We start from the raw sequence: 19,570 nt of genomic DNA, 5'->3' as shown, positions 1-19,570 counted from the left end.
TGTAAGCCATGGAACAGCATCAAGATTAATGAAGATATTGGATAATAGCTTAACTGAATTCAGAACAAAGAAAATAAACGATGAGTATAAATATCTAATGGTAGACGCAATCTGGGTTCATGTAAAAGAGTCTAATGGAGTTAAGAATAGACCTATAATAGTGGTCTTGGGTATTGGATTGGATAATACCAAAGAGATACTGGCATTTAAGCTTACAACAGGAGAGTCTGAGGCAGCAGTTACACCTATATTGAATGACTTGTACAGACGCGGATTAGAAGGCAGGAATCTAAAAGCAGCAGCAAGTGACGGGGCAAAAGGGATAAGAGCAGCAATAGATATGGTATATCCCTATGCTAAATGGCAGTTATGTTCAACACATAAGATCAGGAATCTATGCAGTAATATTGAACAGAAGAAAAAGCATCGTAAGGAGATATCAGGTGATGCTGGTAAAATATATGAAGCAGAGAGAAGAAAGGAAGCGGTAATACGGTTTGGTAAGTTTTGTGATAAGTGGGAGCCGATTGAAGAGAAGAGCAGTTAAGAATTTCAGGAAAGATTTTAGTAAGACATTAGTATTCTATGAATATGCAGAAGACCGCAGGTTTATAAGTACAACAAATCATTTAGAAAGAGATTTAGAAGAGATAAGACGCCGTATTAAGACGCAGGGTTATTTCAAGAATGAACGCAGTGTAGATCTCTGGGTATACGGGATATTAAAATATTCAGAAAGGATTAGAGAACCAAAAGGGTTGTCAACCTCTGTTATGAAAGAGAAAACTAAAGAACTTGAATATGAAAGTGTCCAAAACTCTTGACACTATCTTGATTCTGAACTATTTGGAGTAACATTTACGTGAGAAGGTAATAGGTCTAAATAATCTTTCAAAATATTTGTACGAAGAAAATCTACCCTCTCTTCTGTCCACACCTGTTCTACTTCTTGACGAAACCAAGCAATGCCTGCTCCCTCTGCCAAATTGCGTTCTAAAATTCGTCCAATCTCACCATGTATTATTCGGTCTCCATTTTGATCAAGTATCTCTCCGTTGGGATCACCAATCATATGCTCTAAGTAATCTGCCAATAAATCCTGATTTAAATTATTCAATATAGGTTTGTAGGGAGCCTCTGCGTTAATCTGCCAAGTTTCATCTCTTTCTTGATTAAACATTTGCATAGCCTGCAGGAGTGACCTCAATCTATGAAAACCATCAGCAACAACATGTATTTTTAGTTCTTTGTTAGGGTCAAAGAGCTTGTTTTCATTTAAAACTCGAATTAAACCATGACTTTCAACCATATTAGAATATGTATTATCTGATATCTCCTCAAGACTAATTAAACTCTCTGGAACACCATATTCTGTAAGAATAAACGCAATAACCTTGGCTTCTGTTAACATCGTCTGTTTCTGTCTTTCTATTAATTCTTCATACTCCCTTAATTCATTTTTATGGCTCTGAAATATATCATCATATCCTTGTTGACTTTTATGTTCTTCCTCAAATTTATCATACGCTTCTTTTAACTCATTATATGTTTTTATAGGAATATTATATTCGTCATAAAGAGCTTGAGCATCTAAATCTAATGCATTTTGTATTTCAGTGCCATATCTTTCTCTGAATCCTTCTGCGCGACTTCCTCCATCCTTAGCATCTTCTTCTTCAAAAAACCGTAGTGTTTTCTGAACTAAGCTTTTATACCCTCGCCCTCTACCTGTTGAGGTAACAACAGGGACATCAAAACCCCACCATTCGCTATATTCATGCCACATTGTAGCAGCACTAGCAAATGCTTGAGGACTTGGGCTGCCGACAAGTAGCATTAAAGGATTATATTCACTAACATCGCCTTCTTTAAAATCAGGCGCTCCGATACCACTCCTACTCTGCTCTCCATTTCTATCGTCTAATAAATCTAGTAATGCCTGGGCCTCAAATAACCGAATATCTTGTGTCCTCTGACTCCGCTCTATAGCTAGTTGAATAGAATTTTGTGTAATTAATGCATCATAGGAATGTTCATTGTCGGAAAAACAGAATTCGCTCAGCGGCTTACCGAGCCCATCTAAGATAGATGAAAATAAATACGCTATTTCCGCAGGGCCATTCTCTGCAGGGCTTTGAATAACCTGATCCCTAGCTTCATCGGCTACTTCGCTAAAATAGGAATCAAACTGATCATGTTTACCGACATAAAAACGAAAAACTAAACGTTGACCTAAATCCATAGACAACATCTTTACATCATTACCGCTATCACCACCCAAAATTATTGCGCCATCACTAATTTCAAAATTATGCATTACCCCTTTAACCACCTCTTCTTTTGTTTGTAGTCTACCTATATCTACATATGTAGGTCCATTATAAAATTCCAATCCAGTAACATCGCCTGCTATTGCTTTTACCTCGTCCATAATAATTTTGGTAAACCTGGCATCTTTTATAACCGATAATCCTAATTTAGGAGCATGGGCAATTTCAAATGTGATTTTAGGAGCATTGAAATCACGCTTTTCATCCGCTATAATACCTAAAGCCTCCATATCATCTGCTGTTATCGTTATATCTAAAACATTTTCATCTCTAATTCCTAATCTTCCGTTTAAAGTAGCAGCGGCATCACCAAAAATCTCAGAATATTTACCTATAAACTCCTTAAATGCTGTATCTAGATTCTCTATATTACCTCCACTTTCATCAATTGTAGTAATCTGGCTGGATAATACACTAATGTCATCTTTAATAGACCGCAAATCTCCATCAGGCAATAACGCAGAAATCTCTTTCTCGAATTCCTCAACTGCCTTAACAAACCCTTTCATAATACCTAACCAAACTGTATACCTTTCAGATTCTATTAAAAGATCGGGGGCAATATTTGTATTTGTAATCCTTACTCCCTCGCCTTCATTATTAAAACTAAAACTAGCTGAACCTACGCTAGAAAATATTAGAAGATTCTCTATGGATTTTAAATCATTTCTTTCCTCTAAAATTGTTCTAATAGGCTGAACAACGCATTTAAAAGTATTCACTGCATCAGAACCTGTAATTACAAGAAATTTGATTCCTCGCTGCAATATATCCGCTACCCTCTCTGCGCTTTGCGCTGATATAGGCTCCCGTGAAACAGTAAGAGTACTATCTTTATCTAGGGCAATCAAAGCAACCTGCAATGTTTCATTGCTTTTAAGTCTTTCCTCAAATCCTTGCGGAGTAAACACCGAAGAGGCAACAGTAGTAATTACAGGAGAATGGGCTTGTGCTTGCGTTAAAACCTTACTACGACGTGCAATATCTTGAGAATATATTAAACTCTCTGGAACAAAAGATGTCGCTATATAAGTAGTGACTAAAACAAGACTGCAGATCAGATAGAACAATCTTCTATAATAACTTTTCATTTCACCCCCTCCTATACAACTATAATGTTATCAACTACCTATAATATTTATACCATACATTATAAACTATGCCAAATTTAAAAAATGGGGAAGAATCTACTCGTTTTATTCACCTATCTCCTTACTCCAATCTCTAATAATCTCTAAATAAGGATTAACCTCTTCTGGCTCAACCAGCGGAATTTCACCTACATACACTCTACCATTAGTCCCGTCTATTGTAATATAATCTCCTTCTTTAAATACTCTATCAGCTATTGTTACAGTGTTATTTATAATATCTATCTCAACTGCCTCAGAACCTGTAATAGTAGGTAAATCTATTAACCTGCCTAATATCGCAGCATGGGATAACATACCGCCTATATGAGTAAACAGGCCGTCTGCTCTGCGCATCATCTCTAAATCAGAAGGTGATACCTCTTCTCTTATCAAAATAACTGATAAGCCCTGGTCTTTATACTCCTGGGCTCTCTCTTTAGTTAAAGCTATCACTCCTACAACCGCTCCAGATGAAGCACCTAATCCCTCTGCTATTGGTCTCTCTGCTGTAGAAGGATCTATTCTTGTACAGGATAATCGCTCTTCTAATTCCTCTAAATCGCCTGCTCTTAACAGCGCTTCTTCTTTTGATATTACTTCCTCATTGACTAAATCTACCAACACTTTTACCTCTGCCTCCGGGCTAAGACGGGCATCTCTAGTCTGCGTTATCCAAACCTTACCGTCTTCAACAACTCCTTCTATATCCTGAACATAACCAAACTCCTGCTCAATAAGTTCGGCATAATGTTTTATCTCGGCTATTACCTCAGGTGATAACCCACTATCTTCTAGAGATATAGGATTGATAGCACCACCTACCAGCTCATCCCCCTGAGACTGAGGTGCATATTCAACATATAATCCTTCCTCGCTTGTTACCGGATGGCGAGTGAATAAGACAAAGGAACCGGAATTCTCATTTAAATTGCCGAATTTCATCTCCTGGATGACTACCTTTGCGCCTCTATCATCCACTACCCCTTGATAAAAACGGTAGAGATTAGCTTGCTCTGAACTCCACGATCTGTCAACTGATGCTATAGCCATCTCAAGCTGACTATAAGGATCTTGAGGAATTTCAAAACCCTGTTCTTCAATTAATGTTTTATAAGATTCTACTACCTCTAAAATATTATCCTGGCCTAAATCTGCTGAAATATTGTCAAATAGGTCTTCATCAATACTAAAAACAGAGACCGCAAAGCTACACAAGAAACAGGCATAGGTTTGATAAGCAAACTCTTCTCCATATTTCTCTGCCAACAATTCAACCCCTTCCTCTGTAAGACCAACATTTAAAACTGTATTTAAAATTCCGGGCATTGAAATAACAGGACTTGAACGTACAGAGACTAAAAGATTTATTATTTCACCTGACTCGTTTCTATATACTCCTAAGCTTTTATTAAATGTATTCTCTACATCTTCTGTGGTTACCTTTTCTTTAGCAGTAATCATAATATCTGATACAGGTATAGATGCTTCTTTCATCCTGTATAAATTATATCCTTTCTGACCCAACATATTAATAGCTGCTTCTTTAAAGTTAGAGCCTTGAAATAAACCCTCAGATTCAGCGACTAAAAGAGCGTCCATTAATTCAGCGTAGATTTTACTATATGTGTTCGATGTTTCTCTTTCCCACTCCTCAAATAAAGTACTGCCTTCATTATCATTCATATAACTAAACAGAAACTCCATCTGCTCTAAGACCAGAGGTAAATTTTCATTAGAAAATTCAATCCTTGCCTCTTTAGGAACTATGCGCATAGAGCCATCAGGCATAGGCCTTGCTGGTAGCCTTATAACTTGCGCTAAAATATCAGGATTATTTTCATAAAACTCATTTAAAACATTCATCACAACAGATAGAACACCATGCTGTGGTTGATAACCCTGATGACCTATGTAAGTTTTATAGTTTGCCCTAAGCTCTATATTGCCGTTATCTAAATAAGTCATTACAAAATGACCTCTTTCAGCTCTGCTACTATTAACATTTCTCTGCGTAATTATATCAAGCTCAACGGTTAACTTATCTTTACCTAAAATAGAACCTAATAAAATAGCCTTAAGGTGAGCTTCATGCCTAGATTGATCTATCGATAATATCTCTTCATCGTTCAATCCTCCTGATGCTAATTTAGAATCAAGCAGAGCATGTCTTCCAACAGCACGTTTATATCTCACTCGGATAAGATCCGTATCTAGCAACATACCATCGTAAATCCATCCTATAGTTTCACCATCCCTAGTTACCTGATAAGCGATATATTCATCTTCACTCAAAAGCGGCTCAGGATTAACCAGACCTTGAAGATTAACCTCTGCTATTGAATAACCCAGGGCTGTGAGCTCATCTGGAGAATAAGACTCTCTTATTGTAAGTTCATTTAAATCTCTGCTTCTACGAAGATTAAATTGAGCACAATTTATACCAATAGCAATAGATCTTGAATAGACAAAAGAACCTCCCAATAAAATCAAAATAAGCCCAAAATATAGAATTTTAGGTATCTTCATACTTTTTAACTCCTTATAAAAAGTATACCATACAATAAGCAGAAAAACAAATCGGAAAATATTTTTATCTTATTACTATAAAAGCACTTATAATAAAAATACAGCTAATAAAAACATAGCATTATTAACAAATAGAATCTTCTTCAATTAAGATTAGACGGAAAAACACTATAAACTACGGAAAGGTTTAAAACATTCAACAATCGCTATAAAAACTTTCTACCTAATTAATCTTCTACCATACCAATATCACGAATTCTTAACACCCCATCAGCACCTCTTGAAACAATATATTCCCCTGAAGCCCCTACAATATCTTCATTCAAATAATGCCCTATTAACTCCCCCTTATTAATATTCCAAATTTTTATATCTCCACTATCACCAGTGCAGACAGCATATCCCTCAAGAGTTATATTAATCACGCTACTAACATCATTAAATAACGCTACACACTTCTCTGTATTAATGTTCCAAATTTGGATAGATCCTTCTGTATTTCTAGCCACAATATAATTATTGGGGAAAAAATTCTCTATAGTAGCTTCCTCTAAAGAAAATACCACTTTATTATTTTTATCTTTTGAATCCCAAATTCTAATAAATTTTTCACCTACCTCAACAAAAAGACCATCATTTATTGGCCTTAAATCCATACTGCTTGGTCTCCAATGCGAGGTATCAACAGGAAAACTCTCTAAAGTATATGTATCTCCTTTTTCTAGATCTAAAACTTCCAATGAATAAGTAGACCGACAATCCCAAGAATGACCTAGTGTTCCTCTCTCCATCTGTAACACTATATTTCCATTAGGTAAAATAACCGCAGCGTGGTTTCTTATAATATCAAATATGCCTTCTATCGTACCTTCTGAGCCAGGTCGACGACTATGCTTATAACCAAAAGAGTATACTTTATTCTCTTCCAAATCTAAAATTCTAACTGGACCCCTTTTATCTCTTATAACTATTTTGTTATTTGGAAGACCAGCCAACAATCTAATCTCCCTATCTATCTGACCATCAAATGTAGTAAGCTCATCTGCATCTAAATCTAAACATTTACAATATTACCTGCGCTTACAAATGCCAACCTATCACTATCTAAAAGGACTAAAGCAGATACGATTTCAGAACCTACATTGAGTGTATATGCTTCTTGTGTAGACAAATCTAAAATAGTAACACCGCTATTCCCATCAACAAAAGCAATATGAGTATCATCAACAAATAAGTAAGACTTGATTTCAGTGCTTACCCCAAATACAGAAGCAATTAACCCAAGTTGAGTATTATCACTTTCTGTTATAATTTGAACCTCAGTCCCAAGAATATCTCTCTGAAGCGTATTTTTTTGGTAATTTAATTCCACTACTTCATCAAATCTAGAACCTTTTACTGCAATAACAAAACCATCTACGCTTTCTCTGACCTCTAAAACATCACTTATGGTGTATATTTTCGCACGACGCATAATGTTCCAGGAACAAAATATGTTTTTTGGGATAAAGAATGGAGTCACAAACAGAGAACAAAGCACTATAATAAAACAGATATAATATTTTCTAGTTTTTTTATGGCTCTTCATTTCTCCCTCCATTTTTTAGTTCCATATTTTTTAATAATTTTAAAATAAAATCCATCTCTATAAACATTATTATTTATCTTTAACAAAAAGTATTACAGAAGAGAATCTATCTCTTTTGCCCCAAAGATGTTCTTCGGCGCTGAAAATCCTCTCGCTTTGCCAATTGACCGCAACATCCATACCGTTACAGAGAAGAAGACCATTTATTGCACCTTGACTTCTTAAAATCTCAGCTACTTCTTCTATTGTTGCACCACCACCTTGAGTTAAAGCCCCGACTGAAACAGTAACAATATCACCCTCTTCGGTTAAACCGATAGCGGTATGGGAGAAAGGAGCCCGTTTAAAGATTATCTTCATAGTATCGGTTGATTCATCATAGCAATACTCTCCTACATTTATAGGATCATCCACTTCTTTATAATCAGACTTCTTTAAATATTCTTTAAATACTTCAACTTCTAACTCCCCTCCAAAGGAATTAAAATGATCTGCATTTAAAACAGTTAGCACATTGTTAAGCGTAATAGTTTCTCCCTTTAATGCTCTATCGACTAAATCTCCATTCTGTGCTCTATCCTGTAATAATTCTGCTTTGCCCAAAAAGTAAGAACCGCCATAATCTAAACTTGAATCAAGAGTCCTTATTTCAGGGAAACCTATAAGATGTCTTAAATCATCCCACTGATAAGATATTTCAGTTATATCTCGCGTAGCCCCACCTCTAAGTATCTGCTGACCGAAAGTAGCATAATTTATTTGATCAGTAATATCCTCTCTGCTTGTTGCCTTTATTACTCTTAATCCCTGATCATTATTTTCAAATCTTAAAGACTCTATAGCCACTCTACCGTCATTATAGACAACAAACATAGAATAACCCGTAGAATAACTTCTGTTATCTATCGGCTCATTAAACCTGTGGTAAAGAGTTCCTTCTGAATAAGCCACAAACCAGTCATTCCAGAGCACATTTGATGCAGGTAGTGCTGCTATTACTTCTTTATCTGAATGTTTACTTTCATATTCAGCTATATATTCATCTATTGTCTGCATACCATTTCTTACAACATTCATATCGTTCATAGCTATCGAATTAGCTCCGTCAACCTCCACTACATTCTGTAGTCTGTTAGCATAGAGTCTGTTGTTGTTAGCATCATCTACAACAACAACTGTCTCAATCTCTTCTTGAAGATCAATTTTTAATACAGCTACTTCCACAGTCCTGTCGTCTAAATTCTGCTCAGTACGATTAAATTCTATACCTTCATCAGCTAAATTAAGACTCCTCGTTTTTACTACAGCAGGGAATACAAATCGTGTCGGATAAGGACTGCCTAATTTTTCATAAATACTCTTCAGGATAACTTCCCGCTTTGTTTCGGAATTTTGGAGCACTCCTAATAAACTCCCAATTATACTAAGTATGTTCTCATCACCATGCTTTTGTAAAATATCGTCATAATCAATCCCCTGTTGATCGCATAAATTTTCCAAGTCATTTTTCACAATAGGAAAATGATTTACATCTTTAAGTACAATATTATCCAATTTATAATAAGCTAAATCAGAAAGATTAATATGCTCCCTAATGATACTCTTAGCTTCTTCGTATTCATCGTCTTTACCAGCCAGTATTTCAGCTGCTGTAAGCAAATGGAGGCTAAATACGTTACCCGCCTCATCTATATATAATCCTGCCCCTGTCTCTGTGGCACCGACTTCTCCACCTTTACCACTAAATGTACCATCAATAATAAAAATATTGCCATCACCAGAAACATCAACAACTCTTCCTTGTTTATTGGATTGATGACCTAAAATCAATATATCTACCTCTCCAAGAGCTTCTAATAAAACTTCTGCTTTTCTTGGGTCTTTTAAAATCTCATAAGCTGGGTTTGCTGATTCCGGTGTCCCATCCAAATAGCTATGAAGTAATCTAGTCTCCTGTCTCGGGAAAAGCGGAGAATTTACATTATCGCCCCAAAAAGAAAGCTCTTCTATGAAAGGTTTCAAAATGCTCTCATCCCCTGTATTCTTAAATTCCTCATAAGCTACATGTAAATCTTTTAATCTCTCCTGCATTTTATCAAGCAATCCTCGACCTGTAAGAGATGGGTAAGATCCAAGTTCAGCTAAATCATCTGGATATTCCATAGGAATAATTCCATGTAAAACCATTACTTTCTTGCCATTAAAATCATACTCTCGATAAATTTCGGCATTCCTTAGTAGTGTAGAAATAAAATTATGAACTTCCTCTGATTCTAAAAATTGTCTTTTAATACCATCTAAAATATCTCTTTCTTGAACTGTTAAATCTGCCAAACTTCCACTCACACCCGGCAGTAAAACTTGCTGTAAATCTTTTAATTTCTTCTGTGCTTTGCTATTTCCCTCTTTAGCTTGTTCTTCTATCTGCCTTATCTCCTCTTGTATGTTTGGACTAGACTTTAAATGAAGATTCAAGGCTGCCATCTCATAGACGCTCTTCTTAGGACCTTTATCTAAGATAACTCCTCTCTCTAATGCCTGAGAAAACAACACTTCATATGTATTTTTTGCAAATTCTTTAAATTCAGTTAAGTCTATACCAAGATTTTCTAATAGTCGTTCGTTGGGTGGATTTCTATAACACATCCTCAACCAAAGCGACAAGAGATGTTCATTGCCTAACGCTGCCCCAATTGCCCAAATATCATGATCTCCCAATGTCCAATCACCAAGCAAGCTTAAAGAGTTCTCTACAGAAGGTCCTCTATCTAACATATCTCCGGCACCAATTATTTCTGAATCTTCAGGAACAGACCTAATAATTCCTAAAGGACCAATTGCTGTGCCATGTAAATCAGAAACAAATAGAGTTCCAGAAGGAGGTGCCCGACTAGGATCATCCACATCGAAAATAAAACCAAATGGATGTGGATCTTCTAATTTAATATTTTCTACAATTAAATTCTTGCTCACAGGATCATATTGAACAACATAAGCAAACTCAGCACCTCTTGGACCTTGCATAAAAGCACTTGCTGGAACATCCTCAGCAGTTTCTAGGCCATTAATTACATAAACTGTTGACGCAATTGTATGGGCCGTTGAAAAATGTGCTCTTCTTAAATTAAAATTGACAGAAGCAGTTACCTCTAAAGACGGGTTAAAACTTCCCTGGAAAAATACAACGAATAAACTAGCTACAAGATAACTAATAGCTGCTAAGCTCTTCCTGTTATCCACCATCCCCTCTCCTCTCTTTGACAACTTATCTCTTACTGTATTTGGTTGGCCCAACTTTCAGGCAGAATATCTGCTGCAAATCCTGCTTTAATTAAGGCAGCTCTAACCTCTCTCCATACAACAGCGGGGTGAAAATACTGCCTCGGAGTACCTCTATATATCTTATTTGCTGTTACATCATCATCAATTGCTTGACCTAATTCACTTACAGGCATCATAATTAATTCCATAATTTTTTCATTTATATTAGGTTTAGGGTAAGACACTTTACCATCAACCTCAACTATAATATTTCCATCATTATCTTTCCGGATCTCATCTACACAATATACATAAAGCGTACTAACTTCTTTATTATATACTGTTGAAGAAGGTCCATAGTAAATCCTAGTCCCTGCATCAAAGCTTTCTTCTACTTTTCCTTTTAAATTATATCCGCCACCTATTTTTATAAATGAGCCAATTCGAACTAAATCACGGTGTAAATCCAAATCTAGAACTTCCTCTTGAAGTTCGCGAATAGCCCCATCCTCTAATGTTTCACCGACTGCAAGATGTCCAGATGCAGAAATATCTCTTTGACCATTTTTTCTTACCTGGATAAGAACATTGCCATTTTTGTCTATAACCATAACATGTGCCGTAGGATGCCAATTACCTTCAATATGTAAAAAAGTGTCATACTGAGCTATATTTTCTAAAATTTTAGGCGTACCATCTCCATTGAGAACAGGAAGATCGTTTTCATCGGATTCAATGATATTAATAAATTCATACTCTCTGTATTTTTCTTCTTTTATAAATTTATCTACTGCAGAACTAATCTCTTCATCTGTCGCAGCTACATCCATACTGGCAAGAAAAACGTTTAAATTATTCCTAATTAAATTTTCAACTATAGAAGTATCGGTTGCAATCGCATTCCCTAAAGCAATCTCAATTACTCCTATTTCACCACTTACAATATCGCTGGCTAGACTCGGACTTCGTAAAGCCTCAGCCACTAGCTCTGGCGATAAGCCAGGCTCAGCAATGTTGTTTACATCTATTACTCCATAACCATAGTCAGGATGTTTGCTAAAGACAATAGTTTCTGCTTCTGCTTCTAAGTAATCAGTGGCTTTCTTAATCCCATATTCTATGCCTAGGGAAGTTTTGAACACACCTTCTAAATCAAAATATTCACTCTCTACGTCTGAGCTTTCAAAGATAACAACGCGAGATTCAGCTGTTAAGCTAACGATACCATGCCAGACACCTTCTTTAAGTAAGAGAGGTCTATCAACATCTAAGATAACAGCTTCAATTTCATCTGGATTAGGACTGTCTCCAGGCGGAGCTAAAAACAAGACACATCTACCACTCAATACTCCAAAGTATTCATAAGTATCGGGATGACGCTCTAATCTTGTAATGCCCTGCTCTCTAACAACCAGAGTTGCAACACGGGAACCAACCCGTTCTTCCTGAGAAGTCAAAACGCTAAAATAATTTAACCCTTCATCTCTTCCGTCTTCGGTAGGTTCAACAACCCAGCCGTATTTCTGATTGAACTCCTCTGTAGTTAAAAATTTTGCGGACAGAATATACTCTGATACACCTTGAGTCCTTCTTGACAATAAATAATGGGAATCAAAAATCTGCGAATTAAAATTTGGTATCTGCAAAACTAGAAATAATACAAAAGCTAATTTTAAAACAACACCTTTCATCTCCTTCCCTTTTTTAATCACTATACAATATTTTGACTCTAATTTATCAGAATCAATTATTGCCAACAAGATATATAAAACCCATAAAGTTATCTCTATTCATCCAAGAAGGAACCGCTAATTCTTGACCCAATTGAAGAGCTACATCTCCTCCATTACCAAGAAGAAGTACATTAACTGCACCTCTTGCTTCCATAAATTCAGCTACATCTTCAACGATAGGACCTACTCCTGGCTTACCTTGGAAGAATGCAAACATAAGCGTACCATCCTCTTTAACTCCTGCTGCAATATAGGGATATACTCCTCTTCTGAGGTTGATTAAAACATTATCTGCAGATGTTACATGGAACTCTCCCGGTCCAATATTGCCGACATCTACTGCTTCTTGGTATCCGCCATCTGTAATAATCTCGTTTATTTCTTCAACAGTTAATATCTTTCCAAAAAAGGTATTTAACGACTGAGTATTTATACTTACACTTTGGCCACTTAAAACCCGATAGAGCAACATATTGTCGGTTATCGGATTCTCCATACCATTAGCAACAACTTCATCCCACATCTCAGAAAGACCAACCTGCAACCAAGCACCTTCAAGTTTTATACTAGGGAAATCTATTAAATGACGTAGATCATTAAACTGATGGGCAATATCAATAACATCAGCAACATTACCGTCATTTAAAACCTTCTGTCCAAATGTAAACCAAGCTATATCATCTGAGATATCATACTCTAAAAAATCAGAGTCAAGAAATACCTTAGAAGCTTTAGTTGCATCTTCAGGGTCTCTCTCTATTCTTAAATCTAAAATCTCAACCTTCCCACTCTTTAAACCAACAATACAACTATATACTTTATCTTCTATAGGCTCTACTCTTGGATAATAAAGCCTGATAGCTCCGCTTGCATCTTTTACACCGCTGATAAACCAATCATTCCAGCCGACATTACAAGCCCCAGGAAATATAGCTACCATATTATCCGTTCCAATCTCTACAGATGTAGTTACCACTCCTTCTGTATCCCCTAAAGCCACCCCAAAGATATCGGTCTCAGAAGAAACATCAGTTCCCATGATAACTGCTTCTGCTGCTGCAAAATCAGGAAGAGCTGGTCTGATTGCATTAAAATTACCCAACGGAGTCGTTACATAATCCCCTTCATCTATAATTTCAAGGTCAGGGGCAACATCTAGAACCTGACCTAAAACACTTTTAGATATCTCTATATTATTTGTAGTACGATTAGCATAGATACCACCGCCAAGCGAAAGAGGTGATACATACATACCCAAATTACTACCTTGAGAAACCTCGATATACGCTACCTGTCCACCATTAGTCCTGGAAAGACCTACCAATTCTGTATGTAGCACTGGAACATTACTATCTTCTTCTGAAGATGATAAACAATAACCTCCTCCGGTAGAGGTACCAAATGCAAGTGCTAGAACATTATCCAATCCCATCATTCTCGCCAGCATAGCTACTGCATCACCGTCATTGATAACCAGGAAATTATCTTGAGTCAAATCATAATGAGCAGCAATATTTTCACCCAAAGGGGTAATCAAACTACGGAAATCTCCTTCTGAGATAATACCATTTATTGAAGAACGTCCCACTATTTGATTATCTATAACAGCGCCGGCCCAGGATATCGCAAATCCATCAAATTCTCCAAGTAGTATTCCCTGCTGTTCGGCTTTATTTAAAACACCGATAATCTTTTCGTAATCTTCGGGCCTACCGGCATCAGAGCTTTCCAGAGCTATGACCTCATCTTTAAGTTCAGAATTTTCGGTATTTTCTAAAACCGCTTTCAGTCTGGCAAAATCAATCAATGCTTGAAGTATTTCCTGATGGCTGGGACTAGCATCGGATTTTATATCGGAAGTAACCCATTCAAATTTCTTCGTAAATATTACTTTTCCGTTATCAACATATACTATTTTAACATCTGAAGCACCACAATCTATACCTACGACCTTACCCTCCGCCACATCACCAGAAATATATCTACTGGCTTCTGCAGCCATGGCAATTGCCTGACCGTAAGAGCGGAATTTATCAGATGAGACTTCAAATTTTCCAAGATCGGTCTGCGATAAATCTATACTTCCTACATCATCAGGTAGCCATATCTCTACAGAATCTGCTACTTTAAGAGCTGCCTGCTTTATCAGCTCACCCGCTTCACCTTCTGTCACTGCACCGGTTATAATAACATTGTCAACAGGTGTAAATCTCTGGCTTATTTTTATTGTATAACCCAGAATTTCACCAATTTCTGAGAAAATACCTTCTATCTTACCTCTACTGGCTTCGCTTACAGCGGGGTTATCCAGTAAAGACAACACATGTTTTAAAACCTGCCGCCTTTGAGATTTATCTCCCGGCTCAAGCACAGGCAATAAGCCAAGATTTGACAGTTCAGACTTTAAAACCAAATCGCTTTGCACCAATTCTACAAAATAGTTATAAACACCGCTTTGATTGAGATATTGCTCTATAACACCACTAAGACCATATGGCCCAGCGTTAACTGTCCAGAAACTACTGGCATTCGGATTTAAATCTATAACAGCCTTGTCGACTTCCATCAAAAGACTGCTTGAAGATGGCTGTAATGCTTCAATATTATCCTTCGTCTCTTGTGCAAATGTATAGTCACCATAAACACCTTTTAGATACTCAACCATCCCTCTATAGCTGTAATAAACTGAAGTTGGATTTCCGTCGATATCACGATTGACAAGATCCAGAGCTACGGTATTTGCCGTAAATCTATCGCTTACAGCGGTAAATAAATCGTCTGACCAGTTTGCTGCAACACTGTCACCACCTATAAATGCCTGCCCCCATAAAACTAAACATGAGACATAATCTACCAACAGGTCAAATTGCCGACTATCAAGATTTTTTTCAGCAGGAATCTTAAAAGTCGCTGTTCTAAGCGACTTATCTCCCAACTTAAACGCAACTGTTAGCTGTTTAGATGCACCGCTATCCGGAAGACTTTCAAATGCATCAATCCACTCTGATAAAGACTGAAAACCCTCGTTGCTCCTTACCGAAATATTAATTCCTAAAATATTTATAGTAGCAGAATCTAACTTCACATCATGGACTCTTCTTGCTACAACATTTGAATTAATCGGAGAAATAAAAGAACTAGCTATAAAAGCAAAAATTATAGTTATAGATAAAAACTGGAATAAATTCTTCTTTGCTATTTTCACTATTTTCTCCTTTTTAAAGCAATCTTTTCAATGTTTTTTTATAATAAATATTCTTATCTTCCTCTCACGTTCTTCATCTTAAAGATGATATCCCGTGCCATCTCAAGCCAATCTATACGTAAGTTAGTATCTTCTGGAGAGAGAACGTCTAGGACAACGCCTTCATCGGCTATTCTCCAATCATAAATCTTTACATCATATGATATTCTAAACGCTCCATTAAGTTCTGCTTTAACTTCTTCACAGATACGTACTAATTCCTGACCAAACTCATCTCTTATTTGAGGGTCAATAACAAATACAGTTCCTGCACCAGCACGGCACCCTGTAGTATTGTAACCCCAAAGACCGGCAGGAAATCTCTCTTCTAATTTTCTAAATACTTCGTCTCCATATGTATTCGTAGCTTCTGGAACAAGATCACGTCTATTATCATAATCATCTTCCATATTAGTTGCAAACTCTCTTAAGATATTCATAGCTTTCTCATAATCGTTACGATTACCTCTCATCGCACTTGGAGCTACTTCGTTTAACTGTTTTAATAATTCTATCTGTCTATCGTATAATCTCTCTGAGTCTTTTCTGCTATCCCAATTTCGTCTTAAATAATAAGTATCTGTAAGAATATCGAGCATAGGTCCAACAGGTTGAGCCATGCCAAGGTGTGCAATCACAATCGAATCTTCAAGCAATCTTTTTGCTTCAGGACTAAGATCTATAGTCTCATAATGAGGTATAAGTTCAGCTCTTGTTGATGCATTGGGATCAGTCTCTTCAATTACTGTTATCTCATGCATTCCGCCCCAGATTGCTGCCATATCTTGATATCCACCACCGCTTATACCAAGCCACTCCATTCTCATAGCTACTGCCACAGCATGCTCTTTAAAGTTGTAATTTTCAGGGTCTCCTTCAAGATCAATAGCTCCACGGAACTGTAACAACGCAGAACCAAGTCCGGCTGCAAGAGAACTACTGATAGCAAGCCCGGAACCCATAGCACAATCTTTAACATAAGTTATAACTTCAATACCACATCCTTCTTCTCCATCAAAGAAAGACTCTAATATCACATCTAAGCCCACTACATAATCTCTAAAGAGTACATCTGTCTGAGCCTCTATAGTCGCATCATCAATACCATTTTTGCGGAGCGTATTTCTCAATTCTCTTCTCATATCTTCACTGGGCCGCCAGAGAAACTTCTCTAATGCAGCACCAGAAAGCTCAAGTCCCATCTCATCTCTAAGATAGCTACCTGCTTCCTCCATCTTCCAAAGAGGTTCAAGTGGAATTACTCCTGTAGCCAACAACCCTGCCTTAAGTAATCCTAAATCATCGCTTGTAATATCTCGTAGCTCTTCCCAGCTTCCATACTCTTTACTCTGACCCATATCAACTGAAGTTAAACGCACAATAGGTCCATCTGTTATCTTTCTTACAACTACTGTGATAGGAGGCTCTATACTTGTAGTTTGGGTTAAAGGATCTTCTAACCTTAAATACATAGCGCTATTAATAACGTGAGAACCTTCAGGATAGTCCATTGCTATTCCAAAGACATCAGACCCAACAGTACTATCTAGTTCGACTCTAACTCCAATATTAGCATCTATAGCTGAACCTTCCATCAGCCTAGCTTTTAGCTCAGCATTATCTCCTCCGACATTCACATGTTCCTCATATTGATCTAAGGTGTAAGGTATTTCACCTAAAAATTCACTTAGATTCTCTTCCATAGATTCCTCAACTTGGTCCTGTCTTGTCTCACGCGTTAAACGTCTATGAACCTGAGCTAACCATGAGGACATTGTTAGAGATGGCTCCGCCATATATGCATCAAAGAGCACGCTCTCTAAGGCCATGAAATCATCAGTGCCTGTAGCATCAACCCAAGCTTTAAGCATATTTACAGTAGGCACACCACCTCTAAGATCCATACCTTCGCTTATAGCTGCATCTGGAAGATAGTCCAAGAATATAACATAGAGATACATAGAGGAACGCAGCTTTTGAAAATGTGTAGTAGTATCTTCTCTTGAAAAAACCCTAAGCTGTTCTGTAACCTGAAGTAACTCATTATAATTTAACGCAGAGAACAGCTCTATATCACTTACATTATTTACTTCATCAAGCGGAGAACTTTTAATAATTTCAACTATAGCAGCTGGATTATTGCTTAAAAAATCAGAACCAACTGCTCCTATAGTACCTTCTCTTGTCCTTATCTCGGTCAAAGTATCTAAGCCTTTTAAAGGCTCAAACCTACCGTCCTCTCCAATACGCGGAGTGTATATAGGCTGCCAATCCTCCTCACCTAAAAGAAGCACGAGATCTTGAAGTAGTTGCTCAACCTGTACTGCAGGCATATTGTATTCTCTCCCATCAGGTAATAACTCTGAGACTCTTTTAATAGTAGTATGCCTCTCCACTTTTTCCACTGTCTCGGCAACACGCATACGTATCGTCTCCTCAGAAGAAGACAAGAAATCCTCTTTGCTTTCAAAACCAAACGCTCTTAATAATCCATCGATGCTTATATAATGAGTAGCTGTATTTATAAGGTCCAAATCACGCTCTGCCTCAACTAAAGGGTCGCTGGTTATACCCTCTAATACCATATGTCTTGTCGAAGTATTACCATCTTCATCTGTCTTGGTAACTTGAGCTAAAACACCACCAACATCAGAACCTCTATCAGTAAACTCTGTTGCTATCGACTTACCTTCTGCTTCCATAAATCCAATAACTTCAGGTCGTATATCTACACCCATATCCTCTAAGTTAAAGAGGTTATCAACGTTGAATATCATTAGATACTCTACTCCTTCATCTATAAGCTCTCTTAGCTGCCCACCTAAGAACATTGCTGGTAAAACCTGAAAATGGCCTAAAGGATGTAATTTTGTATTCTGATTCATACCTAAAGGCTGATACATATAAGGATTCTCTGCGCCTTCTGCCTTTGCTGTATCAACCCAACCCTGAACCATCCTTTGCTCGGTCGCTAGGAGAGATAGGGCAACCAGTCGCTCCCAACCTCTCATACCTTCTTCACGCCTATCAAACTCAGCCTGTAAATCTTTAGGGTTAGGAATAAGCCTATGACCAATTCCGACATCAACTGTACTAACAATATCTCCTGGTAATCCAAAAGAACCATGCTCTTCTAAATATTGCGCTGTGGTACTATTATTTAAATAACTATTAGACATCACAACCTGTATCTTGCCGCCAAACTTTTCCCCTGCTTCTTTAATCTGCCTTAAGTGTAACTCTACAAGAGACATACGGCTTCCATCCGGCATAAATACCATTGGAACAATACCTTTATCAACACCGCCGCCAACCCAGCGCATAGCTGCTCCGCCTTTTAAAACTATTATAGCTAAACCCCCTCGTTGAATTATCTCTATACCTTTAGCTAAATACTCTTCTGCTAAACTACTTAAATCTATAACATAACCATCATCATATCTCATTACAACCCCTGTATTACTTCCATGCTTTTCTAGGTACACCAAAGGTCTCTCTCCTGCAGCATATTCATTATGAATCCGTTGAGCTAATTCCGGGTCATATCCGTGTGCAATAAGTCTCTGAATGGCTAAATTTTCTTCATACGATGAAACTGTTGGAACATATATTTCCAATTGAGAGCCTGCAGTTCTTGACCTACGGGTAATCTTTGTTATAGTCTTAGCCGACATAATAGATAGATCTATAAAAGCAATATTGATAACTCCAAGAGAAATAATAATGGCTGTAAGTAGTTGTCTTATCTTCTTCAT

Annotated in this window: 10 protein-coding genes; 2 read left to right on the top strand and 8 right to left on the bottom strand. The window is 37.2% G+C overall.

The window, feature by feature from the left end; all coding sequences use genetic code 11:
* Both P9L98_02365 and P9L98_02360 read left to right on the top strand, forming a co-directional pair.
* The coding region (locus P9L98_02365; GenBank protein ID MDP8216150.1) for a transposase at window positions 1–547 on the top strand (547 nt) is incomplete at its 5' end.
* The gene (locus P9L98_02360) at window positions 528–824 is read left to right on the top strand and encodes a transposase (GenBank protein MDP8216149.1); all 297 of its coding nucleotides are present in this window, start codon (window positions 528–530) and stop codon (window positions 822–824) included. The genes P9L98_02365 and P9L98_02360, both read left to right, overlap by 20 nt.
* Window positions 825–826: 2 nt before the next feature.
* Here the strand turns inward: P9L98_02360 and P9L98_02355 are convergent, their stop codons facing one another.
* The 8 genes from P9L98_02355 to P9L98_02320 all read right to left on the bottom strand — a co-directional run bounded on the left by P9L98_02355 (window position 827) and on the right by P9L98_02320 (window position 19,570).
* A complete protein-coding gene (locus P9L98_02355; GenBank protein ID MDP8216148.1) occupies window positions 827–3,421 on the bottom strand; it encodes an ElyC/SanA/YdcF family protein in 2,595 nt (864 codons plus the stop codon).
* Window positions 3,422–3,526: 105 nt separating this feature from the next.
* Window positions 3,527–5,989 carry a PEP/pyruvate-binding domain-containing protein gene (locus P9L98_02350; protein MDP8216147.1) on the bottom strand — a complete coding sequence of 821 codons (2,463 nt, stop codon included), beginning with the start codon at window positions 5,987–5,989 and terminating at the stop codon, window positions 3,527–3,529.
* Between the two features lie 227 nt (window positions 5,990–6,216).
* Window positions 6,217–6,984, bottom strand: a complete 768-nt coding sequence (locus P9L98_02345) for a WD40 repeat domain-containing protein (GenBank protein ID MDP8216146.1) — start codon at window positions 6,982–6,984, stop codon at window positions 6,217–6,219.
* Between the two features lie 59 nt (window positions 6,985–7,043).
* Window positions 7,044–7,463, bottom strand: coding sequence for a hypothetical protein (locus P9L98_02340; protein MDP8216145.1), 420 nt, complete (start codon window positions 7,461–7,463; stop codon window positions 7,044–7,046).
* Between the two features lie 183 nt (window positions 7,464–7,646).
* Complete coding sequence (locus tag P9L98_02335) at window positions 7,647–10,841, bottom strand: fructose-bisphosphatase class III (GenBank protein MDP8216144.1); 3,195 nt, start codon at window positions 10,839–10,841, stop codon at window positions 7,647–7,649.
* A gap of 8 nt (window positions 10,842–10,849) precedes the next feature.
* The gene (locus P9L98_02330) at window positions 10,850–12,529 is read right to left on the bottom strand and encodes an NUDIX domain-containing protein (protein ID MDP8216143.1); all 1,680 of its coding nucleotides are present in this window, start codon (window positions 12,527–12,529) and stop codon (window positions 10,850–10,852) included.
* A gap of 52 nt (window positions 12,530–12,581) precedes the next feature.
* Window positions 12,582–15,776, bottom strand: a complete 3,195-nt coding sequence (locus tag P9L98_02325) for a hypothetical protein (protein MDP8216142.1) — start codon at window positions 15,774–15,776, stop codon at window positions 12,582–12,584.
* A gap of 53 nt (window positions 15,777–15,829) precedes the next feature.
* Complete coding sequence (locus tag P9L98_02320) at window positions 15,830–19,570, bottom strand: UTP--glucose-1-phosphate uridylyltransferase (GenBank protein MDP8216141.1); 3,741 nt, start codon at window positions 19,568–19,570, stop codon at window positions 15,830–15,832.

It is taken from the genome of Candidatus Kaelpia imicola (assembly GCA_030765505.1).
Taxonomy (GTDB): domain Bacteria; phylum Omnitrophota; class Gorgyraeia; order Kaelpiales; family Kaelpiaceae; genus Kaelpia; species Kaelpia imicola.
This window is presented reverse-complemented; position numbering and strand designations above follow the sequence as displayed.

Bases quoted from the DNA above. Each gene is read 5' to 3' on its own strand.
- P9L98_02355 (MDP8216148.1), bottom strand. From the start codon at position 3,421: ATGAAAAGTTATTATAGAAGATTGTTCTATCTGATCTGCAGTCTTGTT.
- P9L98_02350 (MDP8216147.1), bottom strand. From the start codon at position 5,989: ATGAAGATACCTAAAATTCTATATTTTGGGCTTATTTTGATTTTATTG.
- P9L98_02340 (MDP8216145.1), bottom strand. From the start codon at position 7,463: ATGCGTCGTGCGAAAATATACACCATAAGTGATGTTTTAGAGGTCAGA.
- P9L98_02330 (MDP8216143.1), bottom strand. From the start codon at position 12,529: ATGAAAGGTGTTGTTTTAAAATTAGCTTTTGTATTATTTCTAGTTTTG.
- P9L98_02320 (MDP8216141.1), bottom strand. From the start codon at position 19,570: ATGAAGAAGATAAGACAACTACTTACAGCCATTATTATTTCTCTTGGA.